The following is a 15,891-nucleotide window of genomic DNA, read 5'->3' as shown; positions in this document are numbered from 1 at the left end:
CAGCAAGTGTTCCTTTCTGTTATCAGCAAGTGACGAGTTAGCATAAAATACACCGTCGTTATCGCGGTGTTTATTTTTTAGCAGTTTGGCATTATTACGATAAATTTTTATAAATAACAAAGTAGGGGTTGGTCGATGTCTTGGCATCTGTTTGCAGTATTCTTTGCAAGTACGTTTTTTATTTCAGCGACCCCAGGTCCCAATATGCTGCTCGCGTTTCAGTATGGCATGAACTATGGCGTAAAGCGCACATTGTGGACGCTGGCAGGACTGAGCCTTGGGCTATTTATATTACTGCTTTCGACCCTACTTGGACTCGATGTGATTAGTCGCCAGTCGCCTTGGTTGTTGACAATCATTAAAGCAGTGGGTGCGGCTTATTTAATCTATCTGGGTATTAGCTCTTGGCGCGATGTAGGCGATGGCAGCTTGATGAGTGATGCTCGTGAAATGAGCGAAGAAGTCGCGGCTGAATATTCTATTTCTGACAGTGAAGATACAGCTGGTACACCGCAGCCACGTTCGCTCTCAAGCGAAGCGGTGAGAATCTTGCCAAGCAATGTGACCTTGTTTCGTACAGGTGTATGGGTATCGCTATCCAACCCCAAAGCCATCTTATTTTTTGCCGCTTTCTTCCCCAAATTTATCAATTTTAGTGCGCCGTTATGGCCGCAATATTTTTTATTAACGATAGGGTTGTTCTTAAGTGAAACAATTTGGCAAATCGTTTATACCTTGGGTGGTACAAAGCTGGCAAGTTGGCTCGATGTTGGCAATCGTTTAGCGTGGCTCAATCGTGGTTGCGGCGTCATATTTATCATCATTGCAGCCGCTTTATTGGCTGAAGTCATAAATAGCTTTATGGTTTAAAGGTTTTTTAGTTCTATATTTAAAATAACACTCTCAAAGTAACACTTTTTAAATAACATGATTAATGAAATATATTTTTTTATTTAATTAAAATTAATTATTGACTTTATTTTTTAAATCGTTATTATTGCTACATCTATTTATTAGCTTCTATGTAAGCGATAAGTCATCCCAATAAGTCTGCTATTATTGTCTACAATAATTAGCCACAACCTACGGAGGAATCATCGTGTCCTATTTAACTATCAAGACGTTTTTAAAGATTGAATGTGTAAACTACCTGACAGCAATGACGACTTCGAACAGGTTTGGCTGAATTTATATATAAGCTACTGAGTGATATCCTATTGAATGATATCAACGCATAGTCTTCTGTATCTACTTGCGCTATTCCTCTTCTAAGTCTACCGTGCCAAAATCGCTCTGCGATCGTGCTAAGCCATATTGCGCTTACTGCTGTCTGTTTATCTAACATTTTACTTTACCGCTATTACCAATTAGGTTACTTACGCCATCGTTTAACGTATGCCCTTCTGTATGCATAATTTTTATGCTTTCAATTTTGGTACGGTAAAATCTTCCTTTAAAACGTCCATAATAAACTAACCATGCATGTCTATTAATTTTTCATTTAATAGAAATACGGTATTTTATTGCCTAAATTTTATAGATTATTAAATAACATTCTTATTAAACGTTTTGTTTAATTGAGATGGATAAGTAATGTCTAAAAATTGTAAAAATAGATAAATGAAAAATACGTTACATGGTTCCAAAATAATAAAATAGAAAATATAAATTATGAGCATTCAATTAGTATTAAACGAAAATCGTAAACACGGCGTACCAGTCAAAATTTATACCTCGGATGTTGAGCAAGGAGCGATACAGCAACTACGCAATTTAGCCCAGTTGGAGTTTGTACACTCACACATTGCAGTTATGCCTGACGTGCATGTTGGCAAAGGTGCTACAGTCGGTAGTGTGATTCCGACTAAATCAGCCATCATTCCTGCCGCCGTTGGTGTGGATATCGGCTGCGGTATGAATGCGGTGCGTTTGTCACTGACAGCGAGTCATCTGCCTGACAGTTTAAAGTCATTGCGGTCGATCATTGAGCAGCAAGTACCTGTTGGCTTCAACATGCACAAACAAATCCAAGCCAAGAACTCAACGCTTGATCCACTAGGCAAGCGCTTAAAGCCGATTACTGATAAGCATCCAGGTTTGCTCAAAATGCTCAAAGGTTTTGAGCGCACTTGGGCAAAGCAGCTCGGTACACTGGGTGGTGGCGATCATTTCATTGAGCTTTGCTTGGATGAAAACAAAGACGTCTGGGTAATGCTGCACTCTGGAAGTCGCGGTATTGGTAATTGTATTGGCCAGTACTTTATTAACCTTGCCAAAAAAGAGCGTCAATCGCGCTTTGGTCATGTGCCAGATCATGATTTGTCGTACTTTGCTGAAGGGTCTGATAGCTTTGCTGATTATGTTGAAGCGGTGGGCTGGGCGCAGGATTACGCGCTAGAAAATCGCCGTGAGATGATGCGCTTGGTCATCAAGTCATTGCAGTCGCCACAAGCGGGGTTACCGCAATTTCAGTTGACCAAAGAAGCCATCAATTGCCATCATAATTATGTCAATGAAGAGGTGCATTTCGGTGAGCAAGTCTATGTCACTCGTAAAGGTGCGATCAGTGCTTATGCAGGTGAGCTCGGCATTATCCCAGGCTCTATGGGCGCAAAGTCTTTTATTGTGCGCGGTCTAGGCGCAGAGGAATCGTTTTGCTCTTGCTCGCACGGGGCAGGACGACAGATGAGCCGTGGTAAAGCCATGCGAGCGTTCACTATTGATGAGTTAAAAGCGCAGACAGATGGTGTCGAATGTCGCAAAGATAAAGGCGTCATCGATGAAATACCCGGTGCTTATAAAGACATTGATGAAGTAATGGCGAATCAAGCTGATTTGGTAGAAGTGGTGCATACGCTTAAGCAAGTCATGTGTATTAAAGGCTAATACCAAGCCTGAAAATCATCTTAGCGTCGTCAAATTTGCTTAATGTACTGAATGTACAATTTTCGCTCATTTTCCTCGCTAAGATAATTTTCGGCATTGGTATATCAAAAGTATTAAAAATATAGGCAACAATATGAGCTTAAAACAAACCTTAAAAAAGGCCAAACAGATTGAGCGGCAGTTAGAACAGCAAGCGCAGTTAGAACGTCAAAATTTGACAGGTGCCCAGCACTCACTAGGCACAATCAAGCCGCGCAACTATTTGGCATTGGACCCACTATTAAGAAAAGGTGGTATTCACGAAAAGGAGGATATCGATATCGTCCGAAAAAAACGTCGCCGTGAGACCAAGCAGCAATTGCGTCAAACGGACTGGTTATCGGAATAGCAATCGTTCATCTTAATTTTAAATTTAAACAAAAAAAGCCGTTCGCTATGATAGTGAACGGCTTTTCTTGTTTTAAACTATTGGGTAAAGAGGGCTTAGAAAGCACACTACGAGTATATTTTATAAAGTGTTAAGCAAGCACTTCGATTAGCTCGCCTTTTACCATGTGCGGACTGACGAAATCAGTAATACGTACGCTCACGAGTTTACCCAACATCTCATCCATTTTTTCGACATCATGAGGGAACATAACCGTACGGGTGTTATCTGCCGTACCGATTAAGCAATCAGGATGACGGTTTGCAACTTGTTCCACCAACACACGTGTCGTGGTGCCGACCATCTCATGCGTTTTCGCTAGCGTTGAATCAATGATGACTTTTTGGAATTCTGCCAAGCGCTCTTTTTTAGTTTTGAAACTCACATCATCTGGTAACTCAGCCGCTGGCGTGCCTGGACGTTTAGAGTAGATAAAGCTGTAAGAGTGATCGAAGTTCAATTCTTTGGCTAGATTTAAAGTATCTTGGAAATCTTGATCCGTCTCGCCAGGGAAGCCAATGATAAAGTCGCTAGATAAGTGAATATCAGGACGAACGGCTTTAAGCTTATTAATCTGATTGATATAGACATCAATTGTGTGATTGCGCTTCATCGCTGCCAAGATAGCGTTTGAGCCACTTTGAACAGGCAGATGCAAGTGAGAAACCAGCTCTGGCAATTGTGCATAGGCATCAATGATGTCATCAGTGAACTCTAGCGGATGGCTGGTCGTATAGCGAATACGCTCGACACCATCAACATGCGAGACATAATGTAACAGCTCAGCGAAACGGCAAATGCTGCCGTCGTCTTTTTCACCGCGATAGCCGTTGACGTTTTGCCCCAATAGATTGATTTCACGCACACCTTGCGCTGCTAAGCTATCAATCTCAGCCAATACGTCATCGAGTGGGCGAGACAATTCTTCACCGCGGGTATAAGGAACCACGCAAAATGAGCAATATTTTGAGCAACCTTCCATGATAGAGACAAAGGCTTTAAATCCTTCTACTCTTGGCTCAGGTAAAAAATCAAACTTTTCGATACTCGGGAATGACACATCAATCGTACCGATACGGTTTTTAGGCGCGATTTCACGTTGTTCATTTGATTGATCATATAGCTCTGGCAGACGATGCAATGTTTGCGGGCCAAATACCATATCGACGTAAGGCGCGCGCTTTTGAATGTTATCGCCTTCTTGTGAGGCAACACAGCCGCCAACACCGATCACAAGATCAGGGCGCTTTTCTTTTAATTTGCGCCAGCGACCCAATTCTGAAAACACCTTTTCTTGCGCTTTTTCGCGGATAGAGCAGGTATTCATGAGTAATACATCAGCTTCATCGATATCGTGTGTGACTTCCATACCGTGGGAATCACCGAGCACATCCAGCATTTTGCCAGAATCATAGACGTTCATCTGACAGCCCTGTGTGGTGACAAAGACTTTCTTAGTCGCTGATTTGACAGGTGCTTGGGCTGAACTTGATTCTTTGAGTGCAGTGACAGCAGGCGCAGTAGCGGTTGTTTCAGCGACAGCAGTGTCATCGATGCGGGGATTAAATACAGTAACACTCATAAGGATAAGTCCATGATTGACTAAAAATATAGCGTGATAGGTGATTAGCAGGTGGCGTATTTTATCACAACCCTATGACAATGTGAAAAATTAGCAGCGTCAATTGTTGGTCGTTATGATAAATTATTTATAACAGTATCAATTATTTACTGCTACTAGTAACGCGTTTGGCAAAAATTATGGCTTGCTATCACTTCTATGTTACACCGTGCTATCGTATTTATTAACAAAAGGTAAAGGTGATGGTTGAAAGTGCAACGAGTATAGTATGATGAATGCGACCATATTAGCGCGATTGATTAAATCGCGATTTACGCCGTTTTGGCATTGTTATGCTAAATATATTATTTAGCCAAATCATTTGGACACATTACAAAGAGAGTCAGTATGACAAAGCCGCAGGTTGCTCATAGCATCAAGGATAGAGAATCTATTAAGCAAAATGAAGATGCAAAACGAATGAAAGCAAGGACGCTACGAGTCAGTGCGTTAAGTTTGGCGACAGCAATGAGTGCGCTAGGATTGTCACAGGTGGCTTGTGCTGAGCTGACGTGGGGCGAAGAGGACAGTTATCAGCAAGAAGGCAGCTATCAACAAAACAGTGGCTATCAGTCGGACAATGGTGCGAGCTCATTTACAGCAGCGGCAATTGCGGCAGAACGCGGTGATGTCAGTGCTTTATACAATTATGAGCAAGCAATGAGCGGCGGTTTGTTTGCTATGTATCCCACTTATTGGCGGATGAATTTGGATCTTAATTCGCAAAGTTCGGCGGCAGTGTCACAGTTTGTGCGTCAATATCCAAATACGGTGATGGCAGAAAAGCTGGTGGCGGATTTTGCTGAGACTAAAGCAGGCTCCAATGATTACGCCTCAGTACGCCAAGTTGCGAATTTGATTACCAATGCGGATGCCAGTGAGCGCTGTGCGGTTGCGCTTGGGTTCAATAATGGCGGCGATACTATGCGGGCTATGGCAGCCAAATCTGAAGTTTGGTTGACGACCAAAAAGCAGCCCGCCTTGTGTGACCAGCTCGCGATGGAGATGAATAATAACGCGCTGATTAGCAATCAGGATCGCGCGGCGCGTCTCAAGCGTATGTTACGCAAAGGCAAAACGGGTGACATTATGGCATTGTCATCACGTTTAGGAACGCCCATTGCTTATTCAGCATTGAGTGAGATTCAACTGAATCCGTCTGCTTTTTTTAGCCGTTTTAGTCGAGAACCTGCCAGTCAAAACAATCAATACTTATATCTATATGCCATGGGACGCGTTGCTGACAAGTCTTACCGTGAAGCTGCATTACAGTTAGATTTTGATGTTAAGCAAGACAATCAGCGTTCAGTTAAATTGTTGAATGCGGAGACTCGTCGCTATGCGTATCGCATCCTTGGGGTGCAACGTATGAATCATAATACGGATGATGGTTTTAATGCTGAGGCGGTTGATTGGTTCCGCAATAGCCTAGACGAAGATTTTAATTTTGAAGAAGCCGAAGATTATGCCATGGCAGCGATTCGCTTTAGCCGCTGGGATGATGTGGTCGAAGCCATCTCAAAAATGGAGGCTGAAACCCAAAAAAGTGATCAGTGGCAATATTGGCTGGCTCGCGCTTACGAGCAATCAAGCGATGCTAACAAGCGTAATACTGCTAAAAAAATGTATCAAAACTTGGCAAAAAATAATGACTATTATGGCTTAATGGCAAAGGATAAAGTGGGTCAGCGTTTTGATGCCAGTCGTTTGGGTGGTAATAACTTACCAAATGTCAGTACTGCTGATCGCGCACGGGTTATGCAAGATGCCAACTTTGCGCGTGCTTTTGCTCTATATAATGCTGACGCCAGCCGTGCCTATGCCAATCGTGAATGGAACTGGGCGGTAAAGCAGGCGCGCGACAAGCGTGATGATAACTTGATTATTGCCGCTGCTCGTCAAGCCTATGATATGGGCTGGCTCGACCGAGCAATTTATGCCGTCGATAATACTGATAGAGTAGACAGCTTAGCGTTATCACATCCGATGCCGCATCAAGATGCAGTCGTACGTTATAGTCAGTCTGCTGGTATCGATCCTGCTTGGGCTTATGGCATCATGCGTCAAGAAAGTCGCTTTGTTGCATCAGCACGCTCAAACGTTGGTGCCAGTGGTTTGATGCAGGTGATGCCTGACACAGCAAAATATATTGCTCGAAATTTAGGTGAGACCTATAGCGCCAGCCGTGCCAATAGTGGCGATACCAATATTCGTTATGGCACGTGGTATATGGGTGATATTTTCGGTAAGCTAAACCGTCAACCTGTGTTGGCAACGGCTGGTTATAATGCGGGTCCGAACAATGCCAAGCGTTGGCAACCAGTATATGGTTCGCTCGCAGCCGACCAGTACGTCGAGTCGATTGCCTTTCCTGAAACCCGTAATTACGTTAAGCACGTGATGGAAAATGCCACCATTTATAGCAGTCTATTAGGTCGTAGTCAGCCTATTAGCCAGCGCATGGGCACGATACCTGCCGCGTTCTAAAATGCTAATGTATAAACCAAAAAAACCATTCGTGAGCAATCATTAATGGTTTTTTTATGTCACTTTTGATCGTGCAATCAAAACTAGTTTTGTCTTGACGATATGCCTAATTCGACGCCCAACCTCGCTGATGATGACATGCTAACGTTGTAACATTTTTGTATTGTTGATGCCCGCATTAGCTTATGTTTACGTTTCTGCTATAGATTAAAAAAAACGTTTTGCTACCATTGCATCAATTAGTGTCTTTTATACGTGCTTATAATAAGTGCTTATCAATCAACGCACACATTTTTGTTAGCTCTATTCTTAGTTTTATCAGTGTTTATACGTCGAACACTATGAGCTAAACGATAGCCCATGTTTTTATCATTGCTAGATGCCTTCAGCCCCTATGATCAAAAAATATTTCAATCTGTCCCTGTTATCTAAAGTTAGGCATCAGTCATCTATTCAGCAGATGCAGGTGCGCTCGCTATCTACTCTGACGCCAGATTTAAACCAATCAAAAAAATATTCAGCGACTAAAACTGTCAAGCATTTAGCTCAATGTCATGCAAGCTCGATAACTAATACATCTATGGATAAACTAAATACGACGCTAAGTATCGGTGCATTAGTGATATTGCAAGGCATTATGATGATGCCGGTACATGCCGCGAGCGCTGTTAAGAGCGGACAGCGTGTGTTGATGATTGAGATGACGCCAGCATTGTGTAGCCTACAGCCGACGCGTGCCCGCATGCGTCAATGCTTGGAAGGTTATTCGTTGACAGTATCAGGTCTAGATATGGGCTATGGTGAGCGCTGTGGACGCGGTAGTGAGCCACGTCTGACACCGTTACAGTTAAAAGTCGTCAACCGCATTATGCCCGATACGACAGTACGTAGCCAAGCTTGGCAGCGTTATGGGGCGTGTAGTCCACTTAGTGCCAGTAGTTATTTCCGCCAGATTACCAATTACGCTGGTGCATTAAAGCTGCCTAACGAGCTTAATACGGGTAATAGCTATACGGTTTCTAAATCTCGATTTATCAGTCAGATGACCCAGCTTAACAGTGGCATGTCCTCAAACAGTATTGACTTGATTTGCCAAGCAGGCAGTCGTCGTCAATCAACATTGACAGATATCCATATTTGTTATGAAGGGAGCGAATTTGGCACATGTCATGATGTTGTAGATAATTGCGGCAGTAAGTTCGTCATTTCGGGTGGAAAATAGTTTTTTACCACCTTTTCAAACGTCTTTTATCAGTATTCGCTGACCTTCTTTACGATATTTATAAGCAGCGATTTCTAGCAATATTCGCTTATTTTAAGTGTTGTATCCACTGTATACAACGCTTCTCAATGCTGTTATCAGCTGTCCTTTATTGCTTTCTAGCACTGTATCCGTATAGGTTTACAGTAGGTATAAAAATCCTCCCGTATAAAATGTAACAATATAATCGGTGGTCGGCGTCTTATTGTCTCTAGACGATTTGCTGAACGAAGTGCTACACTAGCTCTCGGTTTATGACTGCTATATTCAGTAGGCAAGTCGCTATTTACAACGATAGTCATCCATTAGAACCATCAATCAGAATCATGAATTATCTAATCTATAATTAGGGAGTATTCAATGTCAATGAAACAGCCTTTACGTGTTGCCGTCACTGGTGCCGCTGGTAATATCAGCTATGCTATGTTATTTCGTATTGCATCTGGCGAGATGCTAGGTAAAGATCAGCCAGTTATTTTGCAATTGCTTGAAATCGCTCCAGCACTTGACGCCCTAAAGGGTGTGGTCATGGAATTAGAAGATTGTGCATTCCCTTTATTAGCAGGTATTGTGCAGACTGATGATGCGACCGTTGCATTCAAAGATGTTGACTATGCTCTACTAGTCGGTTCACGTCCGCGTGGTCCAGGTATGGAACGTAAAGATTTGCTAGAAGCCAACGCTGCGATTTTCTCAGCACAAGGTAAAGCATTGAATGACGTTGCAAGCCGTGACGTAAAAGTATTGGTTGTCGGTAACCCTGCCAACACCAACGCCCTTATCGCTCAGCGTAATGCACCAGATCTTGATCCACGTAACTTCACTGCGATGACTCGTCTAGATCATAACCGTGCCATGGCACAGTTGGCTGGCAAAACTGACAGCACAGTAAATGACGTGAAAAAAATGATCATCTGGGGCAACCATTCATCAACGCAGTATCCTGATCTGACTGCTGCTACTATCAACGGTAAGCCTGCATTAGATTTGGTTGATCGCGAATGGTACGAAGCGACTTATATCCCAGAAGTACAACAACGTGGCGCTGCAATCATTAAAGCACGCGGTGCATCATCTGCCGCTTCTGCTGCCAACGCGGCCATTGCACACGTACGTACGTGGGCATTGGGTACTGATGAGAATGATTGGGTATCAATGGGCGTTTATTCAAACGGCGAATACGGTATCGCAAAAGGCTTAATCTACTCATTCCCATGCACATGCACTAACGGCGACTGGTCTATCGTAGATGGCGTTGATGTGTCATCAGATTTCTCTAAAGAGAAAATGGCAGCGACTGAGCAAGAGCTTAGCGAAGAACGTGATGCGGTAGCACACCTGCTTCCATAAGCCGCCAATGTCACGATATTATCATGTCATAAAGCTGTTTTATAGAAATTGATCTAACAAAGCCCTCTACATTAGAGGGCTTTTTTGTGTCTTGTCTGCCTATCCAAATACAATTGATAACGTTAGATACACGTTGATTAACAGCTATTAAAATAAAGCTTGCTACAATAAATGTGTCAATTTAGATAATAAACACAAAGACACTCGTACCATTTAAGGAGAAAAACATGTTGGGTGAACCAGAATACAATATGAATGAATTATTTGCACAGTTGGGACTTGATAGCTCAGATGCAGCGATTGATAGTTTTATTGAAAATAATCAGTTGGATAAAGAAGAGAAGTTGATAGAAGCGAGCATTTGGACAGACAATCAGCGTGCTTTTCTACAAGAAGAATGGGAAAAAGATGCGGAATGGGTAGAGGTCATCGATGACTTAAACGTACGTATGCATCCAGATGCTTAGAAAAAAGAATTATTAAAAAACGAATTATTAAATAAAAACCCACAAACGCTGTGGGTTTTTTTATAAATTATAAATATCGACGCCCGCATTTAAGCTTAATAGTAACCTAACTGGGCTGCTGCTCTCGCCACTCAATCAATGCTTTCACATCATTATGGATGCCTATTTTTAATGCTTCTAAGCCATCATAATGTCGTTCACCATGTAAATAATGCAAAAATCGAACCTGTAAAGTTAATCCATATAAATCGGCATTTAATTCTGGGAAATGCACTTCCAAACGCCAATCATGTTGTTTATCGACAGAGGGTCTGGTGCCAATATTGGCTGTCCCAAAGAGGCTATTGGAACGTAATCCTGAGATACCTGATTTGCCATCTATAGCAAGTGCCGATAAGCCATCAGCAATCACTTGCCCATCCTCGTCGAGGCTGACGACATCAACAGCAAAGATACCATGCAGGGCAGGTTTTAAACGCTGTAGGTCAATATTCGCAGTAGGAAAGTCCATGGTGCGACCTATTTTATCGCCACCAATGACCATTCCTGTAATCGCATAATCGCGACCAAGTAGCGCATTAGCAGCGTCAATATCACCAGCCAATAGTAAGTCCCGAACGCGAGTAGAGCTGATACGTGCCGCTTTGCCACTATCATCGATGACGGTATGTAGATTGGTCACATCTAAGCCATAATTCCGCAAAAACTGACTGTCGCCAGTACGGTCATGACCAAATTTGAAGTCATCACCCAACACCAACGCTTTGACATTTAAGCGCAGAGCTAAGAGATCCGCAAATGCTTGGGCGGATAGCGAGCGAAACTCTGCATCAAATCCTGCCACAATCAAGGTCTCAACGCCATATTCTGCTAACAAAGCTTGTTTTTCAGCGAGATTGGTGAGGCGAGCAGGCGCGGTTGCTGGCGCAAAAAATTCACGAGGCTGTGGCTCAAATATCATGACAGCAGAACCAAGATTTTGTGCATGGGCAATATCACGGACTTGTTCAAGCATCGCTTGATGACCGAGATGGACACCATCGAAGTTACCGATAGTGAGCACACAGGGCGCTAAATCTACTGGACTAGTATTTGCAGTCAAATTACTTGGCGAGGCAATCAGTTGCTCAAGAAAATAGGTGTTCATAAATTTTCAGCTATGATAGATAAAACCAGATAAAAAACACACCCGTACCAAAATCAATGTGTTTAAAATCAGCCATTATAAAGTAAAATGACCACACTAACATCCTATAGTCTACTGACAATAAAAGTATGGCGCTATCCGCTCTGTCATCTTAAAATACCGTGATGTTTGTGCACATGCTTTTGTAATGACCCTCTTTATGGATGGATTGTCTTGCAACAATTATCACTCATAGACTATTAATTAATAATTACGGAGACCTTATGTCCGTTGCTGCCTTGAATGCTGTACCAACTGTTTTGTTAGAACACTATCTCACGGATGAGTTTGTCGTGCAGCGTGCAAGTAGAGACGACTTGTCAGAGATTTTGGCGATTTACAATCAGGCTATTGCAGGTAAGCAAGCCACTGCCAATCTTACCCCAGTGACTTGTGAAGAGCGTGCAGATTGGTTTGATGAGCATATAAACAGTCCGACGCGTCCTATTTATGTCGTAAAAGCGATGCATAAGACCACGCAGAATGCAGCGAAAACAGAGACAGCAACAATCGTCGCTTGGGGTAGCTTTAGCGATTTATATGCACGACCGGCTTATCATATCAGTACTGAGATTAGTATCTACTTGCATCAGGATTATCACGGTCAAGGGTTGGGCAGCTTATTGACATGCTGGATGTTGACACAAGCGCCAAGCCTAGGCATTCATAATGTGATCGCGCTTATTTTTGCGCACAATCAGCCAAGCTTAGGGCTATTCCGTAAGCTTGGTTTTGAGCAATGGGGATATATGCCAAAAGTGTGTGATATGCAAGGCTTTATCGCTGATGTTGTAATGCTTGGCAAGCCAGTGTCGTCAGATTAATATTAAATTTAGATTGGTATCAAATAAAATCATTGAAGATAAGATAGTCCAAGTTCAAGTGACTTAAGCTAAAATAACTTAAGCTAAAGTGATTTTAAATGAGGACAGCAAGGCGTCTTATCCTAGGATTTTCCATTGACCTTCAATTTTTTGCAGCTCATAAGTCAACGGTGCAGGCGCACTTTGTCCTTTTAACATCAGCTCCCCAATGATGGTGGCACGGGTTTTATCATCGTTATATTGAGTATCGGTAATAGTGACGCCATCGACGGTTTGCTGAAAGGCATACTGGGTTTTAGCCAGCTCTTCTTCGAAGTTTGCCATATCTACTTTATAATATTTAACGGCTTCTTTTACCTCGCCATAATACAAGCTATCTAGTGCTTGCTTTACAGTATGTTCCGGCGTACCAGCTTGGGTGGGATTGGTTACGAGGCTCTTTTGCTTGGTTGCAGAGGTGACTGGATTGATATCATCACTATCAATAGCCGTTTCATCTTTACTATTGTCAGTCATCTGCTCGCTGCCAACTGTGCTATTCGTATCCATTGCTGACGTTTGATTAGCAGCGCTATTTTCAGCATCAATGCTTTTATCAGAACTGCCTTCAGCGATGGCTGCCGTATCTTCGGCACTATTAGCTGTCTTATCGTTATCGCTACAAGCACTTAAAAGCAGTCCAGTGCTAAGGACACCAGCAGTCAGGATAGTTGGTAAGCGTAGCAAGGTTACTCGTTTGGTTGTCATTATTAGCCCTCAGATTTCATTTATTCGTTAATGGTTAATTATGGCAACTATCCGCGTCATTCACTATCCATTCTCTTACTAAGCTTGTTTTGGTTTCGTAAGTGAAGCTGCTTAACCATGCTTTAGCTGGCGTGGACGGAAACCAGTGGCTAGTAATACCACGCCATAAACCAGTGCTCCCACGGCACACATAATGAGCAAAGCGGCGATACGTCGCCATTGAGCATCATCGCTAGGGAAGTAAGACAGCATGACATAAAGTACGCCAATCATAGCGCTGGTCGCAATCGCAAACTGGGTGAATAGTTTCTTCCAATGGCTGCCAAAGCGGAAAATATCACGTTTATGTAAGAAGTAATATAATAAGCCTGCGTTAACAAAGGCCGCGCCCGTGGTTGCTAATGCCAAGCCGCCATGTAGCGGAATCTCTAAGAAATAAAATATACCGATGAAAATGACACTAAAAACCATGTTGGCAAAGACAGAAATGATACCGATTTTTACAGGTGTTCTGGTATCTTGACGGGCAAAAAAAGCAGGGGCAAAGATTTTAATAAGCATAAAGCCTAAAATACCACCAGCCATACTACGTAATGCGAGCGAACTCATCTGCGCATCGCGTAAGGTAAACTCACCGCGCAAAAACAGCGCTTGCATCAGTACATCGGCAAGTATAAACAACGCTGCTGATGCCGGAACACCGACTAAAATGATTAAGCGTGCCGCCCAATCGATGGTCTTTTTAAAGCTAACATCGTCTTTTTGCGCCTCGCTTTTTGATAGGCTTGGCAAAATGACTGTACCGATTGCCACGCCAATCAAGCCTAATGGCAGCTCACTCATACGCTCTGCGGCATACAGCCAAGAAACCGAGCCGCCAATCATCAATGACGCAAAAATGGTATTGAGCAGCAGATTAATCTGAGTGACAGAGACACCAAAGATAGCAGGCAGCATGAGTTTTAAAATACGGCGAACGCCTTCATGCTGAAAGTCGATTTTGGGTGCGACCAGCAGCTTTTGTTGCCATAGCTGCGGTAGCTGCAGTAAGAATTGCAACAATCCTGCGATAGCGACTGCATAGCCTAGCGCCATGATAGGAACATCGAACATAGGAGCAAAAATTAGCGCACCACCAATCATACATAGGTTCAATAACACGGGTGCAAAAGCAGGCGCAGCAAAGCGTCCGTAGCTTTGTAAAATGCCACTGGCAAAGGCGGTCATAGAAATAAATAGCAAATAAGGAAAGGTCAGACGCAGTAATTCAGCGGTAATAGCAAACTTACCTGGTTGATCCGCAAAACCAGGCGCGAATAAAGTCACGACCCACGGTGCCATTAAAATAACAACCACAGTAAGCATCGACAAAATTAACAACAGAGCGCCTGAAGTACGACTGACTAAGATTTGTACCTGCTGCAAACTATATTTTTCTTTGTATTCGGACAGTACAGGGACAAAGGCTTGACTAAAGGCACCTTCTGCAAATAAACGCCGCAAAAAGTTTGGGATTTTGAAGGCGACTAAAAAGGCATCCATCAGACCACCAGCGCCAAAGACGCCTAACAATACGACATCGCGTACCAGACCTAAGATACGAGACAGCATGGTCATACTACTGACCACCATGGTTGAACGAAATAACCGACTTTTTGCCATGAGAACCTATTGTGCTAATTTGTTTAATGAAGGTTGTTTACTGATGGTTGTTTACTAAGTTGCTGCTATCAAAAAGCTGACGGATTATAGCATTTTCGTAATCGAGATAAATGGATTGGATGTGGAATATGCTGTGTACAGTTAATAGAGCTTTTAACAGGATTGACAAAATAATTATCCATATGACTTAACCCTCAAGAATGTTGGCGACCATCTCACGCAATCTTGCCCATTCAAAATAATCACCGGGATCTGTTTTGCGACCAGGGGCAATATCGCTATGACCTGCTAGATGACGACGAGTTTTGGGGTAGGCGGCATAAATGGCACAGACCACTTTTGCAAGTACCTCATATTGTGCGGCGGTGAAGGACACAAAATCAGACCCTTCAAGCTCAATACCGATGCTATAATCATTACATTCAGGGCGACCCAAATAGCTAGAGCGTCCAGCATGCCACGCGCGCTCATTAAAATTAACAAACTGAGTTATCGCGCCATCACGCTCGATAAATAAGTGAGCCGAAACCTCCGCGCCTTTAATCGTTTGAAAATAGGGATGCGCCGCCCAGTCTAGCTGATTAGTAAATAATGCTTTAACGTAATGGGTGCCGTCAGCATCAGATGCTCCGAACTCGTTCGGAGGTAGGCTGATATTATGAATAACAATAGTATCAATACTCATATCTGTTGGTCGCAGATTGCAGTTTGGTGATGCAAGGTATGTGGCTGCTGATAATCTGCCATCGTTAATCGTTATGGGTGTTATGGACATAATATTCTCTTTTATCATGATATTAATAAGTGGGCATTGACCGCTGGTTGCTAGCCATTTTTATCAATCAATAGCCAGTCTGATAATAGCTACCTTGATAACAGTAGCTTTGATAGTAACAACTTTGATAACAGCCACTTTGACTAAGATATTTCAATGATCTAGCTCTTATATGGTTTTTGAGGTTATTTTAGTGGA

13 protein-coding genes are annotated in these 15,891 nt (G+C 42.8%); 8 read left to right on the top strand and 5 right to left on the bottom strand.

Annotated features, from left to right (window positions below):
- The first annotated feature begins 135 nt into the window (after positions 1 to 135).
- From ACT3S4_RS03120 to ACT3S4_RS03110, 3 genes are all read left to right on the top strand, one after another.
- On the top strand, positions 136 to 870 hold the full coding sequence (locus ACT3S4_RS03120; RefSeq protein ID WP_198329490.1) for a LysE family translocator: 735 nt from the start codon (positions 136 to 138) through the stop codon (positions 868 to 870).
- A gap of 801 nt (positions 871 to 1,671) precedes the next feature.
- Positions 1,672 to 2,886 carry an RtcB family protein gene (locus ACT3S4_RS03115; protein WP_444760429.1) on the top strand — a complete coding sequence of 405 codons (1,215 nt, stop codon included), beginning with the start codon at positions 1,672 to 1,674 and terminating at the stop codon, positions 2,884 to 2,886.
- Positions 2,887 to 3,019: 133 nt separating this feature from the next.
- Entirely contained in the window at positions 3,020 to 3,274 is a 255-nt protein-coding gene (locus ACT3S4_RS03110; protein ID WP_250164039.1) for a hypothetical protein, read from the top strand.
- Positions 3,275 to 3,404: 130 nt separating this feature from the next.
- On the opposite strand, the gene miaB is transcribed toward ACT3S4_RS03110, so the two are convergent.
- Entirely contained in the window at positions 3,405 to 4,895 is a 1,491-nt protein-coding gene (gene miaB, locus ACT3S4_RS03105; RefSeq protein ID WP_201560635.1) for a tRNA (N6-isopentenyl adenosine(37)-C2)-methylthiotransferase MiaB, read from the bottom strand.
- A gap of 387 nt (positions 4,896 to 5,282) precedes the next feature.
- On the opposite strand from miaB, the gene ACT3S4_RS03100 reads away from it, so the two are divergent.
- The 4 genes from ACT3S4_RS03100 to ACT3S4_RS03085 all read left to right on the top strand — a co-directional run bounded on the left by ACT3S4_RS03100 (position 5,283) and on the right by ACT3S4_RS03085 (position 10,499).
- Entirely contained in the window at positions 5,283 to 7,421 is a 2,139-nt protein-coding gene (locus ACT3S4_RS03100; RefSeq protein WP_201560636.1) for a lytic transglycosylase domain-containing protein, read from the top strand.
- Between the two features lie 580 nt (positions 7,422 to 8,001).
- Entirely contained in the window at positions 8,002 to 8,643 is a 642-nt protein-coding gene (locus ACT3S4_RS03095; RefSeq protein ID WP_444760428.1) for a ribonuclease T2, read from the top strand.
- Between the two features lie 399 nt (positions 8,644 to 9,042).
- Positions 9,043 to 10,032 (top strand): malate dehydrogenase, encoded by a 990-nt coding sequence (locus ACT3S4_RS03090; RefSeq protein WP_444760427.1) that lies wholly within the window; start codon positions 9,043 to 9,045, stop codon positions 10,030 to 10,032.
- A gap of 227 nt (positions 10,033 to 10,259) precedes the next feature.
- Positions 10,260 to 10,499 (top strand): DUF2789 domain-containing protein, encoded by a 240-nt coding sequence (locus ACT3S4_RS03085; RefSeq protein ID WP_045444148.1) that lies wholly within the window; start codon positions 10,260 to 10,262, stop codon positions 10,497 to 10,499.
- A 106-nt stretch (positions 10,500 to 10,605) separates the two neighbouring features.
- Here the strand turns inward: ACT3S4_RS03085 and ribF are convergent, their stop codons facing one another.
- Complete coding sequence (ribF, locus tag ACT3S4_RS03080; protein ID WP_444760426.1) at positions 10,606 to 11,646, bottom strand: riboflavin biosynthesis protein RibF; 1,041 nt, start codon at positions 11,644 to 11,646, stop codon at positions 10,606 to 10,608.
- 263 nt (positions 11,647 to 11,909) lie between these two features.
- Here ribF and ACT3S4_RS03075 point away from each other — a divergent pair, with 263 nt between their 5' ends.
- Positions 11,910 to 12,509 carry a GNAT family N-acetyltransferase gene (locus ACT3S4_RS03075; protein WP_444760425.1) on the top strand — a complete coding sequence of 200 codons (600 nt, stop codon included), beginning with the start codon at positions 11,910 to 11,912 and terminating at the stop codon, positions 12,507 to 12,509.
- 117 nt (positions 12,510 to 12,626) lie between these two features.
- Here ACT3S4_RS03075 and ACT3S4_RS03070 read toward each other — a convergent pair whose 3' ends face one another.
- The 3 genes from ACT3S4_RS03070 to ampD all read right to left on the bottom strand — a co-directional run bounded on the left by ACT3S4_RS03070 (position 12,627) and on the right by ampD (position 15,693).
- The gene (locus ACT3S4_RS03070) at positions 12,627 to 13,256 is read right to left on the bottom strand and encodes a hypothetical protein (protein ID WP_444760424.1); all 630 of its coding nucleotides are present in this window, start codon (positions 13,254 to 13,256) and stop codon (positions 12,627 to 12,629) included.
- A gap of 111 nt (positions 13,257 to 13,367) precedes the next feature.
- Positions 13,368 to 14,918 carry a murein biosynthesis integral membrane protein MurJ gene (gene murJ / locus ACT3S4_RS03065; protein ID WP_444760423.1) on the bottom strand — a complete coding sequence of 517 codons (1,551 nt, stop codon included), beginning with the start codon at positions 14,916 to 14,918 and terminating at the stop codon, positions 13,368 to 13,370.
- A 187-nt stretch (positions 14,919 to 15,105) separates the two neighbouring features.
- Positions 15,106 to 15,693, bottom strand: a complete 588-nt coding sequence (gene ampD, locus ACT3S4_RS03060; protein ID WP_444760422.1) for a 1,6-anhydro-N-acetylmuramyl-L-alanine amidase AmpD — start codon at positions 15,691 to 15,693, stop codon at positions 15,106 to 15,108.
- Between the last annotated feature and the right edge of the window lie 198 nt (positions 15,694 to 15,891).

The sequence above is a fragment of the Psychrobacter sp. AOP30-A2-5 genome (assembly GCF_052378115.1).
Classification (GTDB): Bacteria; Pseudomonadota; Gammaproteobacteria; order Pseudomonadales; family Moraxellaceae; genus Psychrobacter.
The sequence above is the reverse complement of the archived record's forward strand: the minus strand, read 5'-3'. Positions and strand labels throughout refer to the sequence as shown.